This window comes from Anaeromyxobacter diazotrophicus (assembly GCF_013340205.1).
Lineage (GTDB): Bacteria > Myxococcota > Myxococcia > Myxococcales > Anaeromyxobacteraceae > Anaeromyxobacter_A > Anaeromyxobacter_A diazotrophicus.
On the sequence record NZ_BJTG01000003.1, the window covers coordinates 565,605 to 580,040 of the forward strand.

A 14,436-nucleotide genomic window follows, 5' to 3' on the forward strand; every position below is an offset into this window, starting at 1 on the left:
GACGCCGAGGGCACCATGAACGTCCGCGCGCAGATCTCGTCGGTGTTCCACCTCGACAAGTGCATCGGGTGCCACACCTGCAGCGTCGCCTGCAAGAACCAGTGGACCGACCGCCGCGGCGTCGAGTACGCGTGGTGGAACGACGTCGAGACGAAGCCGGGGGCCGGCTACCCGGTGCTGTGGGAGGACCAGGAGAAGTACCGCGGCGGCTGGACCGTGGAGGGCGGGCGGCCGGCGCTGCGGCAGGGCGGCCCGGGCGCCACCCTGGCGCGGCTCTTCCACAACCCCGCGCTGCCGGTGCTGAAGGACTACTACGAGCCCTTCACCTACCGTTACCAGGACCTCTTCGACGCCCCCGCCGGCGACGACCAGCCCACCGCCCGCCCCATCTCGCTCCTCGACGGGCGGCCCATCGACATCGAGAGCGGGCCGAACTGGGACGACGACCTGGGCGGCTCGCCGGTCTACGCGGCGCAGGATCCCGGCCTGGCGCGCCTCACCGCCGCCGAGCGGGAGCAGCTCTTCGAGGTCGAGCGGCTCGCCTTCTTCTACCTGCCGCGCATCTGCAACCACTGCCTCAACCCGGCCTGCGTGGCGGCGTGCCCCTCGGGCGCGATCTACAAGCGCGGCGAGGACGGCGTCGTCCTCGTCTCCCAGGACAAGTGCCGCTCCTGGCGCATGTGCATCTCGGCCTGCCCGTACAAGAAGGTCTATTACAACTGGTCCACCGGGAAGTCGGAGAAGTGCATCCTCTGCTACCCGCGCCTCGAGGTCGGCGAGGCGCCGGCCTGCTTCCACACCTGCGTCGGCCGCATCCGCTACCTGGGCGTCCTCCTGTACGACGCCGACCGCCTGGCGGCGGCCGCGTCGCGGCCGGACGCCGAGCTGGTCGAAGCGCAGCGCGAGGTCCTCCTGGACCCCGCCGATCCGGCGGTGGCGGCGGAGGCCCGCGCGTCGGGCGTCTCCGAGCAGGTCCTCGAGGCCGCGCGCCGCTCGCCGGTGTGGCGCTTCGTGAAGGAGTGGGGGCTGGCCCTCCCGCTGCACGCGGAGTGGAGGACGCTCCCCATGCTCTTCTACGTCCCGCCGCTGCTGCCCGCGCTGGCGGGGCCGGCCGAGGGCGACGGCGGCTTCTTCACCTCGCTCGAGCGGGCGCGGCTGCCCCTGCGCTACCTGGCCGGCCTGTTCGGCGCCGGGAACACCGAGGTGGTCGAGGCCGCCTACCGGAAGCTCATCGCGGTCCGCCTGCACCGCCGCGCCGCCCAGGTGGGCGACCTCCCGCCCGCCGCCGCCGCGGGGGCGCTCGCCGCGGCGGGGCTCACCCCGCGGCAGGCGGACGAGATCTACCGGCTGACGGCGCTCGCCAGCATGCCGGAGCGGGTGGTCATCCCCGGCCTCGCCCGCGAGGAGCAGACCGAGCCGACCGCCGATCCCCAGCGGCAGTACGCCGCCGGCTTCGGGTTCCTCCGCCCGCCGGTGGGGAGGTGAGGACCGTGCCCGACGCGCGCCGCCGCGACCTGTACGCCGCCTTCGCGGACCTCCTCTCCTACCCGCGCGGCCAGGTGGCCGCCGCGGCGGCGCGGGCGCAGGCGCTCGCCGGCGCCCGCGGCGAGGCCGGGACCGCGCTCGCCCGGTTCACCGCCGCGGTGGGGGCCCACGACGGCACCTGGCTGGAGGAGCTCTACACCTCCACCTTCGACCTGGCGCCCGCGTGCGCCCCGTACGTCGGCCACCAGCTCTTCGGGGACTCGCCCATCCGCGGACCGTTCCTGGCCAAGCTGGCCGAGGTCTTCGCCGCCGGCGGGTTCCAGCCGCGGGAGGAGCTCGGGGATCACGTGGCCGAGGTGCTCCGCTTCGCGGCGCAGGCGCCGCCCGCGCCGGCGCTGGACGAGCTCCTGCGGGACGGGCTCGTCCCGGCGCTGGAGAAGATGATCGCCTCGCTCGAGGAGCCCCGGAACCCGTACCGCGAGGTGCTGGCGGCGCTGCTCGCGCTGCTCGCGCTGCTCGGCCGCGGGAGCGCCGACGCGGCGCGCGCCGCGCAGGAGGTGGCCACGTGAGCGACCTGTTCCTCTTCGGCATCTTCCCGTACCTCGCGGTGGCGCTGGCCGTGGGTGGCCTCGTCCACCGCTACCGGACCCTGCGTCACACGGTGACGGCGCGCTCCTCGCAGCTCCTGGAGGATCGGGCCCTGTACTGGGGCTCCGTGCCGTGGCACTACGCCATCCTGGCGATCCTGCTGGCGCACCTCGGCGCCACGCTCTTCCCCGGCGCGTGGGGCCGCCTGCTCGGCGCGCCGGGGCGCCTCCTCGCGCTCGAGGTGAGCGGGCTCGCGCTGGGCGGCCTGGCCGTGCTCGGGATCGCGCTCCTGCTGGTGCGCCGCTCCCGGCTCGGCGCCAGCACCGGCGCCATGGACTGGGTGGTGCTGGCGCTGCTCCTCCTGCAGGCCGCGACCGGCCTCTACGTCGCCTTCACGCTGCGCTGGGGCGGGGCGTGGTACGTGCAGACCGCCGCGCCCTGGCTCGCCTCCCTGGCGACGCTCTCACCGCAGGTGGACCGCATGGCGCCGCTCCCGGCGGCGGTGAAGCTCCACGCCGTGAACGCCTTCGCGCTGGTGGCGCTCCTGCCGCTCTCGAAGCTCGCGCACCTGACGAGCCTGCCGGTCGCCTACCTCTGGCGGCCGCCGCAGGTGGTCGTCTGGCGGCGCGCGCCGGGCGGCCCGGTCAGAACACCGCGTCCGGCAGGCGGGGGTTCAGCCACAGCTTCTCGAGGGTGAAGCGCGCCTCGAGCGCGGCGCCGCTCCAGACCTCCACCGCGCGCGGGAAGGCGTCGCCGCCCACCGGGGCGCCGAAGTCCAGGAGGCGCACGTCGCGGGTCGGGCCGCCCAGCGGGGCGACGAGCCGGATCGGCTGGTAGCTCTGCTTGTCGATCCAGGCCTGAGGGCGCCCCTCCCGCGGGCGGCCGCCCAGCACCCACGCCACGCGGCCGCCCACCCGCCCCAGCGCCACCTCGGACAGCGCCACCCCGCGCGAAGCGAGCCCCTGCGCCAGCGCATGCTCCGCCTCGGGGCCGGTGCGCTCGGCGAGCAGCGCGCACAGCCCCTCGACGAGCGCGCGCGCCGCGGGCATCGCCTCCAGCCCGCGGTGGCCGAGGACGCGCCCGGCCCGCAGCGACGCGGCGGGGCGGTCGGCCGCCGGGACGCGCTCGGGGGCGAGCTCGAGCCGGCACCGGCCCGGCACCTTCAGGGTGAAGACGGCGGGCACGGTGAGCTCGCCCGCCGGGGCCTGGACGCCGAGCGCCGCCGCGACGCGCTGGGCGGCCTCGCCCGAGAAGGCGATCGCGCCGCGCGCCTCGAGCGCGGCCACGTGCAGCTCCTCGCGCCGCTGCGCGGCCCGCTTCAGGATGGCGGAGGCGGGCGGCAGGTAGGCGGCGGCGGGGAGCGCCACCGCCAGCGCCAGCGCCGCCGCGGCGGCGCGGCCGGCGAATCCGCGGACGGCGCGGCTCACTGGACCACCTCGCGGAGCCAGGCGAGCAGCGGCTGGCGCAGGTCGGGGCGCTTGAGCGCGAAGGCGACGTTCGCCTTGAGGTAGCCGAAGCGGTCGCCCGCGTCGTAGCGATCGCCCTCGAAGCGGTAGCCGAGCAGCCCCTCCTCCCGGGCCAGCACCGCCAGCGCGTCGGTGAGCTGGAGCTCGCCGCCCACGCCGGGCTCCACGCGCTCCAGGATCTCGAAGATGCGCGGCGGCAAGACGTACCGGCCGATGACCGCCAGGTTCGACGGCGGGTCTCGCTTCGGCTTCTCGACCAGCCGCTCGATGCGGAGCGTGCGGTCGTCGAGCGGCTGCCCGGCGGCGATGCCGTAGAGGTGCGTCTCCTCGCGCGGCACCTCCATGAGCGCGATGGTGCCGAGCCCGTGCCGCGCCCAGCAGGCGGCCAGCTGCTTCGCCCCCGGCACCGCCGCGTCGATGATGTCGTCGCCCAGCATCACCACGAACGGCTCGTCGCCCACGAGGTCCTTCGCGCACAGCACCGCGTGGCCCAGCCCGAGCGGCTCCTGCTGCCGGATGGAGACCACGTTCGCCATCTTGGCGATGCTGCGGATCTCGTCGCGCAGCGCCGTCTTGCCGGTCTTGGCGAGGTGCGCCTCGAGCTCCTTCGCCACGTCGAAGTGGTCGACGATGGTCTCCTTCCCCTTCGCGTTCACGATGATGACGTCGCGCACGCCGGCCGCCACCGCCTCCGCCACGATGTACTGGATCGTGGGCGTGTCCACGATCGGCAGCAGCTCCTTCGGCACCGCCTTGGTCGCGGGCAGGAAGCGGGTGCCGAGGCCGGCTGCGGGGATGACCGCCTTGCGGATGGGAGCGGGCGCCATGGTGCGGCGAAATCTAGCCGCTCCCGCCCGCGAGCGGTACGGAAGACCGCCGCCCGGGGCGCCGCGTCCTGGCGCGCGGCCCCGGCGGGAGCACCCGGGCTGGGCGCGCCGCCCGCTACGCGCGCTGCGGCGCGCGCTCCGCCTCGCGCTTGCAGTCGATGCAGAGGTCCGTCTCGGGGCGCGCGCGGAGCCGCTCCGCCGGGATGGGCTGGCCGCAGGCGACGCAGGTGCCGAACGTGCCGGCGTCGATCCGGGCCAGCGCCGACTGGATCTTGGCCGCCAGCCGCCGGTCGCGGTCGCGCATGCGCAGCTCGCCCTCGAGGTCGGTCTCGCGGGTCGCGCGGTCGGCCGGATCGGGGAGCTCGTCGCCGCTCTCCGCCAGCTCCTGCGCGGTGGCGGCGCCGTGCCGGCCGAGCGCGGCGAGCTGCTCCGCGAGGGTGTTCCGGTACCGGCTCAGCTCCAGCTTGCGCATCGGGCACCTCCGCCTCGGCCCCGCTCGCGGAGCCTGCCGCGATCCTACGCCTCCGGCGCGCGGCGGCGCGCGCCTTGCCCGGGTCGTGCGGCGCCGGTATCGTGCGCTCGTGCGGAATCCTCCTGTTCTCCTTGGGTTACTCGCGGTGCTGGCCGCCGCCCCCGCCCGCGGCGACGCGCCGCCGGAGCCGATGGGCGTCCCCGACGTGGTGGGCGCGCGCGGCCTCGCCCTCGGCGCGTACCGGGGCCTCGCCGGCGGCAACGACTCGATCTTCGCCAACGCCGCCGCGCTCGCCGCGCGCCGGCGCTACGCGGTCGAGTCGCAGTGGCTGCTCGATCGCACCGGCGCCTCGAACGCGCTCCAGCTCTTCGGAGGCTCGGTGGTGGACTCGGAGGCGGCCGTGGCCGCCGGCTTCGCCTACACCCGCGTCCTCTCCGGACCGTGGATCGGGAACCTCTTTCACCTGCCGCTCGCCTTCCCCCTGGCCGACCGGCTCTTCCTGGGCGTGACCGGGAAGTACCAGTCGCTCGACGGCCCGGGGCGGGATCAGATGCGCGCCGCCAACTTCGACGCCTCCGCCTTCTGGCAACCCTCGAGCGTCTTCTCGCTCGGCGGCGCGATCTACAACGTGCTCGACGCCGGCCACCGCGGCGAGCAGCCGCGCGCCTACGGGGCCGGCGCGGCGGTCGGCGACGACCGCACCTTCCACCTCACGGCGGACTGGCGCGGCGACGCCCGGGGCCCGGGGGCGCTCACCAGCCTGTTCGCGGTCGGCGGCGAGGTGCTGGTCTCGGACCTCGTCCCGCTGCGCGGCGGCTACGTGCGCGACGACACGCGCCACGCCAGCTTCTGGTCGGTGGGCGCGGGCGTGGTCTCGACCTCGGGCGTCGCGCTCGACCTCGCCTACCGCCAGTGCATCGAGCGCTCCGACGAGCGGATCTTCGCCGCCGGGCTGAAGCTCTTCCTCATGCAGTGACGGTGGGCAGGACGACCGGCGCGCCGGTCTCGCCGTGGACGCCGCGCCAGACCGGCAGCCCCCACACCTCGCGCACGCGCTCGGCGGTGAGGACGGCGGCCGGCGGCCCCTCCGCCACCACCCGCCCGCGCGAGAGCACCACCAGCCGGTCGCAGGAGGCGGCGGCCAGGTTGAGGTCGTGCAGCACGGCGATCACGCACAGGCCGGCGCGCGCGGCCACCTCCGCCATGCGCATCGCCGCCACCTGGTGAGCGAGGTCGAGGAAGGCGGTCGGCTCGTCGAGGAGCAGGACCCGCGGCTCCTGCGCCAGCGCGCGCGCGAAGAAGACGCGGCGCCGCTCGCCGCCGGAGAGCGCGTCGAGGCGCCGGTCCGCCAGCGCGGCGAGATCGCACGCCTGGAGCGCCCCCTCCACCGCGCCCAGGTCGAGCCGCGAGGGCAGCCCGAGCAGCCCCTGCCGCGGGGCGCGGCCCATCATGACCGACTCGCGCACGGTGAAGGCCCACCCGGCGCGCGGCTCCTGCGGGACGAGCGCCGCCACCCGGGCCACCGCCCGGCGCGGCGCGGTGGCCGGGTCGAGCCCGCACAGCCGCACCGAGCCGCGCGAGGGCGCGGCGAGCCCCGCCACGAGCCGCACCAGCGTGCTCTTGCCGGCGCCGTTCGGGCCCAGGAGTCCGATCAGCTCGCCGGCCTGGGCGGCGAACGACACCCCCTCCAGCGCCGGGCGCGCGCCGTAGGAGAAGGACGCGTCCTTCACCTCCACCAGCGTGCCGGTGGGCAGCTCCAGCGGGGCGGGGCCCGTCACCCTTGCACCCGCACCGCGCCGAGCCGCAGGAGGCGCTCGGCGTTCTGGTGGTAGACGCGGTGCAGCACCTCGCGCGGCAGGCCCAGGCCCGCCGGGCCGGGCAGGTCGCGCCCGGGGATCGGATCGGGCAGGCCGGGGTCCCGCGTCTCGAGGAAGCGCAGGGTGGCGTCGAAGAAGATCCGGCGCTCCCGCCCGCCCAGCAGCTCGTCGTCGAGCAGGATGGGGTCGCCGGCCCCGAGGACGATCCCGCGCGAGCCGCCCGACTCGACGTAGCGGAGCTCCGTCCCGAAGAGGACGCGATCGGGGTGCGCCAGGATGGCGGCGCGCGCCGCCTCGGGGGCTTGCCCCAGCTCCTCGACCCGGCCGGCCACGTCGATCCACAGGTTGGGCCGCTCGTCCATGAGCCGGCGCACCGCCGCCGGATCCTCGGAGCGCTCGGCGAAGTGCTCGCCGACGAAGGTGACGAGCGGGTAGCGCGCCGCGAGCGCGGCGACCGCGTCCGGGGCGCCGATCGCGCTCACCGCCACCGGCAGCCCGAGCGCGGCGCAGGCCTCGAAGAGCGGTCGCGCCGAGGCGGCGGTCAGGTCGACGCCGGGCGCGATCTCGACGGAGAGCCCGCGCGCGCCCAGCGCCTGCCCGCGCGCCGCCCGCGCCGCCTCGCGCACCGCCCACGCCTCCCCGCAGCAGCCGCGCGGGTCGGGGTTCATGAAGGTGACCACCCGCTCGCCGTATGGGCGCGCCGCCGCGAGCTGCGCCTCGAGCGCGCCGCCCTCGGCGCCGCCGGAGAGGTTCACCAGCGCGCCGATGCCGTGCAGCTCGGCGAGGCGGACCGCCACCTCGACGGTGCCGGGCGTGAGGTGCTGGTGCGCGTCGATCCGCGGCAGGAGGAGCGGCGCCGAGCGGACCGCGCCCGGGCGGAACAGGCCGGGGCGCGCCCGCTGCACCGCCCAGGTGGCGAGGACGGCGAGGAGCAGCGCGCCGGCGCAGAGCGCGGCCACGCGCCCCACGGCGCGACGGACGGTGAACGGAGGGCTCTCCACGCGCGAAGTCTAACCCCGGCGGCCGCCCTCGGCGCGGCGCAGCAGCCACAGGAAGAGCGGCCCCCCCAGGAAGGCCGTCAGCGCGCCGACCGGCGGCTCGGTCCCGAGCGGCAGGAAGGCGAGCCGCGCCAGGGCGTCGGCGAGCACCAGGAAGGCCGCGCCGAAGAGCGCGGTGGCGGGGACCAGCAGCCGGTGGTCCGGCCCGAGCACCCGGCGCGCGGCGTGGGGCACGATGAGCCCTACGAACCCGACCATGCCCGAGAGGGCGACCGCCGCGCCGGTGGCGGCGCTCGCCGCGAGCAGCACCGCGGCGCGGGTGCGCCCCACGTGCACGCCGAGGCTGGCCGCCTCGTCGTCGCCCAGCGCGAGCAGGTTGAGCCGGCCGGAGAGGAGCGCCAGCGCGCCGACCGCCGCCGCGACGCAGGCGGCCCCCAGGGCGAGCGTGCCCCGGCTCTCGTAGCCGATGGCGCCCATGAGCCAGTAGAGGAGGCGCGCCGCGTCGTCGGGGCGCACGAGCACCTTGAGCAGGGTGATGACGGCGGCCGCGAAGGCGTTGAAGACGACGCCCACGAGGAGCGCCGCCTCGGGCAGGAGCCGCCCGCCGACGCGGCCGAGCGCGAAGACGAGCAGCGTCGCCGCCGCCGCCCCCGCGATGGCGCCCGCGGCCACCGGCGGCGCCGAGCCGAGCGCGTCGCCGAGCGGGGCGAGGAGGCGGGAGGCGAGCGAGGCGGCGAGGAGCACCAGCGTGCCGCCCAGCGCCGCCCCGCCCGACACGCCCAGCACGAAGGGTTCGGCGAGCGGGTTGCGCAGGAGCGCCTGCAGCGCCGTGCCCGCGGCGGCGAGGGCGCAGCCCACCACCGCGGCCAGGAGCGCGCGGGGGAGGCGCAGCCCCAGCACGATGGAGCGGTCGGGCTCGGCGCCGGCGAGCGCGCGGCCGAGCCCCACCGGCTGCGGCCCGAGCAGGCAGGAGAGGGCGACCGCCGCCGCGACGGCGCCGAGGCCGAGCGCGCAGACGAGCGCGACGCGCCGCGCGGTCACCGCGCCCCCGCCGCGCGCAGCGCCGCCGACAGCTCCTCGAGCGCGCCGGCGAGGCGCGGCCCCGGGCGGAGCGCGCCGTCGTCGCGCAGCCGGTAGACCGCCCCGCGGTGCACCGCCGGGATGGTGTCGAGCCTGGCCAGGCCCTCCTTCGGCTCGAGCACCGCGCCGTCGACGACCAGCGCCGGCGCGTCGGCGACCGCCCGCTCGAGCGGGTAGACCGGCCAGGGCCGGGTGTCCTTCACGACGTTCTCGCCGCCGCATAGCCGGAGCAGCTCGTCGGGGTAGCTCCCCGGCCCGGCCACGACGAGCGGATCGCGCCCCACCACGAACAGCACCCGCACCCGCGGCCCCGCCGCGGCGCGCCGCTGCGCGGCGTCGATGGAGGCCTGGAGCGAGCGCGCCAGCCGCTCGCCGGCGGGCGCGTCGCCGAGCGCGCGGCCCATCGCCCGCGACGCCGCCAGCACGTCCGCCACGCTCACCACCGGCAGCGCCAGCACCGGCACGCCCAGCCCGGCGATGCGCCGCACCGCCGGGTAGGCGCCGCCGTCGGTGAGCCAGACGACGAGGTCCGGCCGGAGCCCCAGCACCGCCTCGGGCGAGGGATCGAGGAAGCCGCCCACCCGCGGCAGCGCCTTCACCTCGGGCGCGTCGTCGTAGCGGGTGACGCCGACGAGGAGCGAGGCCTTGCCCAGCGCGACGGCGGTGTCGGTGAGCGAGGGCGCGAGCGACACCACCCGCCGCGGGGCGGCCGGCGGGGGAGGGCCGAGCCACTCCACGCCACCCGCCGCCGCGCCCGCGCCGTGATCGGCGCGAGGGGCGGCGGGAGCGAGGAGCGCGGTGAGCGCGAGGAGTGCGGTCAGCGAACGCATGCGACGTCGGCCACGGTCGCGTAGCCGTTGAACGGGCAAACGTCCGCGATGGCCGTGACGGCGCCCGTCATGACATCGAACCGGAGCACCTTCCCGCTCTCGGTCGCGCCAGCGTACCCGTTTCCGCCGCAAAGGGTGACGGCGTAGATGGCGCTCGCCGTCTTGACGATCGCCCCGGGCTGGGGCTTCGCGCCGCCGACCGCGACCGGCAGGAGGCCGCCGCCGTGGACCCCGGTCGCGAAGTCGTCGTAGCCGCAGCCGACCCAGAGCGTCGTGCCCGAGAGCACGAGCGCGCCCGCGTCCAGGCAGTCCGGGCCGAGGTCGAGCGCCGTGTCGCCCACGACCGCGTCGGTCGAGGGATCGATCTCCACCAGCTTGCCGTGGGCGCCAGCCACCATGGCGTACGAGGTGTCCTGGATGTCGGCGAGCGTGACGTAAACCTTGCCGCTGGCCACGACGACGCGGGAGGGGCTGGCGGTGGCGGGGGCCGTGGCGTACTTCGCGACGTCGATCCGCTTCAGCACCTTGGGCGAGGTCGGGGTCGACACGTCGAGGACGCCGACCGCCCCGGCGTCGTACATGGCGAGGTAGGCCTTCGTCCCGACGAACGCGATGTCCTTCGGGTTCACCCGCTCCCCCTGCGTCTGCGCGAGCTTCACCTCGGCGACGACGCGCGCCGCGCTGGGGTCGATGACGACGAGCGTGCTCGCCTGGTCGTTCGACGCCCACAGCAGCCCGCCGTGCTCGGAAAGGCTCGAGAGATCCCCGTACGAGCCGGTGAAGGTCACGTTCACCGGGGAGCCGGCGGCGAGCGGGGCGAGGGTGAACGGCGTCACGTCGGACGACAGGTCGTCCGCGACGTAGAACGTCCCGCCCACGCGCGCGAACGCGCTGGGGCCGTTCCCCACCGGGAGCGACGGTCCGACCTGGGTCAGGTCCTGCCCGACGAACCGCACGTCGTTCGTGGCGAAGCACGCCACCGCCACCTCGGCCGTGCAGGCCGCCGGGTTCGCGGCGCAGTCCACGCAGGCGCCGGCCGAGCACCCCTGGCCTGCGCCGCAGGTCTTGCCGCAGGCGCCGCAGTTCTGGGCGTCGGTGAGGAGCGAGGTGCACGCGTTCGCGCAGATGCCCTGATCGGCGGCGCAGGTGAGCTCCTTCGAGCCGCTGCAGGCCGCGAGCGCGAGGAGGGCTGCCATCGGGAGAAGCGTCCTCTTCATGGTGATTCCTTTCCACCGGAAACGCGCACGGTGAGCGTCACCGTGCGGCCCGGGAGGGGGTTGCCGAAGCCGTCCTGCAGCGTGCGGTCGTCGAGAAGGTTTCTCACCTCGAGCGCGAGCCGCGTCTCGGGGCGTCGGGTGAGCAGGATCGAGGCGCCCGCGCCGAGCGTGAGCACCGGCGGCACGCGCAGCGCCGGCGAGTTGGCGAGGTCCTGGAACTGCGCCGAGACCCACTGCGCCTCGGCGTGGGCGGCGACGGGCCCGCGCTCGCCGGCGAGCCGGGCGTAGAGCCGGTGGCGCGCGCGGTGTGGCAGCTCCTTGCCGAGCACCGCCGCGCTGCCGCGGAGCGTCTCGGTGGCGAGGAGGGTGTACGCGCCGGAGAGCGCCAGCGCGGCGGGGCCCCGCGGCGCGGAGGCCGCCTCGAGCTCGAGCCCGTTCGCGGCCGCCTTCCCGTCGTTGAACGGCTTGAAGCGCCGGAACGAGTCCGGCTCGTAGACGATGAGGTCCTGGTACTGCTGCGTGAAGACCGTGGCGCGCGCGAGGCCGAGCCGGCCGTCGAGCGCGAGCCCGGCGTCGGCCGACCAGGAGGTCTCGGGCACGAGGCCGGGGTTGGGCGAGAGGAGCCCCTGCGAGAGGTACAGCTCGGCGAAGCTGGGCGCGCGGAAGGAGCGGCCGGCGCCAGCGCGCACCGAGAGCGGTCCGGCGACCCGGAGCGAGGCGCCGAGCTTGGCGGAGATGCCCTGGAAGGGCCCCACGACGTCGAAGCGGAGCGCGGGCGCGACCCGCAGCCGGCCGCCGAGGAGGGCGAGCTCCTCCGCGGCCGAGAGCGCGGCGGTGCCCCAGGCGTGCGTGCGCCCACCTTCCACCTCGAGCCGCTCGCCGCCGCCCGCAGCCCGCAGCGCGAGCTCGCTCGGCCCGGTGGTCCAGCGCAGCTCGGCGCTGGCCTCGCCGGCGAGGTCGCGCTGGCGCGCGGTGGGGAAGGGGTCGAGCCACACGGTGAGGCGGTCGTCGCGGCCGTCGAGGCCGAGCACGAGCACGAGGCCCTCGCCGAGCGGCTCCGCGAGGTGTGCCACCAGCCCGGCGCGCGCGTCGCGCTGGCCGTCGTGGGGCGTGAGCGCGTACGGCGAGCCGGGCAGGTCGCGGGTGCCGCCCGAGAGCTGCAGCACGGCGTCGAGCCGTCCCTCGCCCACCGTCGCCCAGAGCTTGGCGAGCCCGCCGGCCGTGAAGGAGGCGTCGTGGTCCCGCTGGCGCGGCTCGAGCGCATCGCCGGGCATGGCCGGGGTCGGGTCGAACAGGTATTCGAAGCGCCCGCTCGTGTCCTCGACCGCGGCCGCGCCGAAGAGCCCCCACCGCTCGCCACCCACCGCGCCGTCCGCCGAGCCGGCGAAGGTGCGGAACGAGCCGGCGGTGGCCTCGGCCGACCAGGCGCCCGCGGCGGCGCGCCGGGTGACGATGTTGACGACCCCGCCCAGGGTCCCGGCGCCGTACACCGCGCCCTCCGCCCCGCGCACCACCTCGATGCGCTCGATCCAGGCGCGCGGGATGCGCGCCAGGTCCACGCCGCCGCCCGCGGCGGTGTTGAGCGGCAGGCCGTCGAGGAGGACCTGGACCTGGGCCGCGCTCGAGCCGCGCAGGGACACGGTGGTGAGCTGGCCCAGCCCGCCGTACTGGCTCACCGCCACGCCCGGCGCGGTGGCGATGAGCTCGGCCACGCTCTTCGCCTCGCCCTCGAACCGGTGGGCCTCGACCACGGTGGAGGCGGCGGTGGGGTCGGCGGCGGCGGTGCGGGGGCGCTCGCCCGTCACCTCCAGCTCCTCCCCGAAGGTGGGCGCGCGCGCGCCCTCGTCCCCCGCCGCCGCGGCGGCGGGGACGATCGCGAGGAGGTGCGCGGCGAGCGCGCAGGCGCGGACGGATCGAGCCAAGTTCGCGCGTCTCCTTCGGACGCGGAAACCGTGGGCCGCGCGAGATGCGCGGCCCGGCTCGAAGGGAGGTCTCCTGGCTCCCGGGTGCGGCCGGCGGGACTTCCCGACGACCGCGGCACCTGCCACCTTCCCGCCGCGCGAGCGTCCGCGCGGCAGTGGTGACGAACCGCAGGTGCTTCCCCGGCTACAGTGGCGGGACCGCGCCGGAATCGGGCTCGAGAGCCCTGGACCGGCTTCCCTGTTCCTCCGAGCGGGTGCTGCAGGGCTCTCCGTAGCGCGGCGCGCGCCGGGGCGTCAAGGACGGCGAGGGGCCGGCACCTTCCCGGACGCCAGCTTCTCGCTCGCGGGGGGAGCGCCCACCGCGAGGTGAGGGCGCTGCTTCTCCAGCCAGCCGGACGAGACGCCCTTCACCGACAGCACGTCCTCGAGCCGCTGGAACGGCGCGCGGGCGCGCTGTGCGGCGATGGCCTCCGCCTTCTTGCGGCCCACCCCGGGGAGCCGCATGAGCTGCGAGACGCTGGCGCGGTTGAGGTCGATGCGCTCGCCGGCCCCGAGGGGCTTCTTCGCGGCGAGGGCGGGGGTGGCGGCGAGGAGCGCCAGCGCGGCGGCGAGCAGGCGGGCGCGCCTCACGGCCGCGCCTCCGCCGGCTCGGCCGCCGCGCCGTTCGCGGGGCGCGCGTCGTCCCACACCCGCTGCTCGCGCACCTGGAGCCGGTTGGAGCCGACGGGCAGGGCGTCGAGGTGGAGGTTGATGCTGCCGTCGCGGTTGGTGAAGGCGGCGCCGATCTTCACCCAGTACTGCTTCCCGGCCCGCTCGACGATGGTGTAGACGGCGAGGGGCTTCTTGCCCCCACCGCCGTTCGGTTCGTTCATGGGTGCTCTCCGTGTGGGCCGCGTGGGGCGGCCTGCGGCGAGGAGAGCAAGGGCCGTGCTCGCCGCGAAGCGCTGCGGCGAAGGAATTCCGGCGGCGCGCGGGGGCTCGCGCGCGGACCTTGAGAACGCGGCGCGGCCCCTCTCCCTGGCCCTCTCCCACGGCGGGCTCATCATTCATCACATCTCGAGGAGGGCATGCGTCTCAGCGGCCGTCGGTGGGCTTGGCGGGCCGGCGGACTGCGGGCAGAGAGGGGCGCGGCAGGATGGGCGAGCCGGGCCCGCGCTGGCGGCCCGGCCTCGGACAGCGGGCGCTCCACGCGCGGCGGAGCCGCGCGTTCGAGACGGTTGCGCGTGCCCGGCTCACGACGGTGGCTCTGAGGGTGAACCATGGTGCGGCCGGCGGCGCACGCCCCAACGGTGAACGCTTTCGCGCTTGACCGAGTCACGGCTGAATCGCGCGCGCGGCCCGGCAATGCAACAGGATGGCCCGCTAGCGCGCCGCGCCCTGCGCCTGCGGGGTGCTCGGCGCCGTCGAAGGCGAAGTCGGCGGGCACCTCACGAAGACGCGCAGGCGCGGCGGCCAGAGGCCTTCCCGGAGGCTCGAAAAGTGCGTGTTACCGTCAGCGAACACGCACTGGAGGTCTCCATGCCCGATGCCGCGCCCGCTTCCCTCGACACCGTCGCCCTCCTCCACCGCCTGGCCGAGCTGGCCGGCCACGAGCGCCACACCCAGGTCGAGTTCCTGCTCCACCTCGACGTCTTCGACCAGCGCCGGGCCTGGGCCGAGGCCGGCTATCCTTCCCTGTGGGAGTGGTGCGTTCGCGCCCTCCACCTGAGCGAGGGCGCCGCCGGTCGGCGCATC

15 protein-coding genes, 1 pseudogene and 1 riboswitch are annotated in these 14,436 nt (G+C 76.5%); of the genes and pseudogenes, 5 read left to right on the plus strand and 11 right to left on the minus strand.

All coding sequences use genetic code 11. From position 1 onward, the window contains the following. Positions 1-15 precede the first annotated feature (15 nt). Genes narH through HWY08_RS08600 form a run of 3 tightly spaced genes read left to right on the plus strand, consistent with a single transcriptional unit; the run spans position 16 to position 2,770 of the window. A complete protein-coding gene (gene narH / locus HWY08_RS08590; protein ID WP_176064430.1) occupies positions 16-1,485 on the plus strand; it encodes a nitrate reductase subunit beta in 1,470 nt (489 codons plus the stop codon). Positions 1,486-1,490: 5 nt separating this feature from the next. Continuing rightward, a complete protein-coding gene (locus tag HWY08_RS08595) occupies positions 1,491-2,054 on the plus strand; it encodes a nitrate reductase molybdenum cofactor assembly chaperone (RefSeq protein ID WP_235969524.1) in 564 nt (187 codons plus the stop codon). Then, positions 2,051-2,770 carry a respiratory nitrate reductase subunit gamma gene (locus HWY08_RS08600; protein WP_176064431.1) on the plus strand — a complete coding sequence of 240 codons (720 nt, stop codon included), beginning with the start codon at positions 2,051-2,053 and terminating at the stop codon, positions 2,768-2,770. Before HWY08_RS08595 ends, HWY08_RS08600 begins: the two co-directional genes overlap by 4 nt. On the opposite strand, the gene HWY08_RS08605 is transcribed toward HWY08_RS08600, so the two are convergent. The 3 genes from HWY08_RS08605 to HWY08_RS08615 all read right to left on the minus strand — a co-directional run bounded on the left by HWY08_RS08605 (position 2,718) and on the right by HWY08_RS08615 (position 4,838). Then, positions 2,718-3,500, minus strand: a complete 783-nt coding sequence (locus HWY08_RS08605) for a hypothetical protein (protein WP_176064432.1) — start codon at positions 3,498-3,500, stop codon at positions 2,718-2,720. The genes HWY08_RS08600 and HWY08_RS08605 overlap by 53 nt on opposite strands. Further along, the gene (gene galU, locus HWY08_RS08610) at positions 3,497-4,366 is read right to left on the minus strand and encodes a UTP--glucose-1-phosphate uridylyltransferase GalU (protein WP_176064433.1); all 870 of its coding nucleotides are present in this window, start codon (positions 4,364-4,366) and stop codon (positions 3,497-3,499) included. Before galU ends, HWY08_RS08605 begins: the two co-directional genes overlap by 4 nt. A 115-nt stretch (positions 4,367-4,481) precedes the next feature. Then, complete coding sequence (locus HWY08_RS08615) at positions 4,482-4,838, minus strand: TraR/DksA family transcriptional regulator (RefSeq protein ID WP_176064434.1); 357 nt, start codon at positions 4,836-4,838, stop codon at positions 4,482-4,484. A gap of 145 nt (positions 4,839-4,983) precedes the next feature. Here HWY08_RS08615 and HWY08_RS08620 point away from each other — a divergent pair, with 145 nt between their 5' ends. Beyond that, positions 4,984-5,814, plus strand: coding sequence for a PorV/PorQ family protein (locus HWY08_RS08620; RefSeq protein ID WP_176064435.1), 831 nt, complete (start codon positions 4,984-4,986; stop codon positions 5,812-5,814). On the opposite strand, the gene HWY08_RS08625 is transcribed toward HWY08_RS08620, so the two are convergent. The 8 genes from HWY08_RS08625 to HWY08_RS08660 all read right to left on the minus strand — a co-directional run bounded on the left by HWY08_RS08625 (position 5,804) and on the right by HWY08_RS08660 (position 13,574). Continuing rightward, positions 5,804-6,616 carry an ABC transporter ATP-binding protein gene (locus HWY08_RS08625; protein ID WP_235969525.1) on the minus strand — a complete coding sequence of 271 codons (813 nt, stop codon included), beginning with the start codon at positions 6,614-6,616 and terminating at the stop codon, positions 5,804-5,806. The two genes, HWY08_RS08620 and HWY08_RS08625, sit on opposite strands and share 11 nt — an antisense overlap. Then, on the minus strand, positions 6,613-7,656 hold the full coding sequence (locus HWY08_RS08630) for an amidohydrolase family protein (protein WP_176064436.1): 1,044 nt from the start codon (positions 7,654-7,656) through the stop codon (positions 6,613-6,615). Before HWY08_RS08630 ends, HWY08_RS08625 begins: the two co-directional genes overlap by 4 nt. A 9-nt stretch (positions 7,657-7,665) precedes the next feature. Beyond that, on the minus strand, positions 7,666-8,694 hold the full coding sequence (locus HWY08_RS08635; RefSeq protein WP_176064437.1) for a FecCD family ABC transporter permease: 1,029 nt from the start codon (positions 8,692-8,694) through the stop codon (positions 7,666-7,668). Further along, entirely contained in the window at positions 8,691-9,563 is an 873-nt protein-coding gene (locus tag HWY08_RS08640) for an ABC transporter substrate-binding protein (protein WP_176064438.1), read from the minus strand. The genes HWY08_RS08635 and HWY08_RS08640 overlap by 4 nt, the downstream gene beginning before the upstream one ends. Then, entirely contained in the window at positions 9,551-10,759 is a 1,209-nt protein-coding gene (locus tag HWY08_RS08645) for a hypothetical protein (RefSeq protein ID WP_176064439.1), read from the minus strand. The genes HWY08_RS08640 and HWY08_RS08645 overlap by 13 nt, the downstream gene beginning before the upstream one ends. A gap of 17 nt (positions 10,760-10,776) precedes the next feature. Beyond that, a complete protein-coding gene (locus tag HWY08_RS08650) occupies positions 10,777-12,702 on the minus strand; it encodes a TonB-dependent receptor plug domain-containing protein (RefSeq protein ID WP_176064440.1) in 1,926 nt (641 codons plus the stop codon). Positions 12,703-12,768: 66 nt separating this feature from the next. Continuing rightward, a riboswitch (cobalamin riboswitch) is annotated at positions 12,769-12,942 on the minus strand. 54 nt (positions 12,943-12,996) lie between these two features. After that, positions 12,997-13,332 carry a ComEA family DNA-binding protein gene (locus HWY08_RS08655; protein WP_176064441.1) on the minus strand — a complete coding sequence of 112 codons (336 nt, stop codon included), beginning with the start codon at positions 13,330-13,332 and terminating at the stop codon, positions 12,997-12,999. Further along, a complete protein-coding gene (locus HWY08_RS08660; protein ID WP_176064442.1) occupies positions 13,329-13,574 on the minus strand; it encodes a hypothetical protein in 246 nt (81 codons plus the stop codon). The genes HWY08_RS08655 and HWY08_RS08660 overlap by 4 nt, the downstream gene beginning before the upstream one ends. Positions 13,575-14,220: 646 nt before the next feature. Here HWY08_RS08660 and HWY08_RS08665 point away from each other — a divergent pair. After that, positions 14,221-14,436: pseudogene (locus HWY08_RS08665) on the plus strand (HNH endonuclease); the annotation flags it as partial.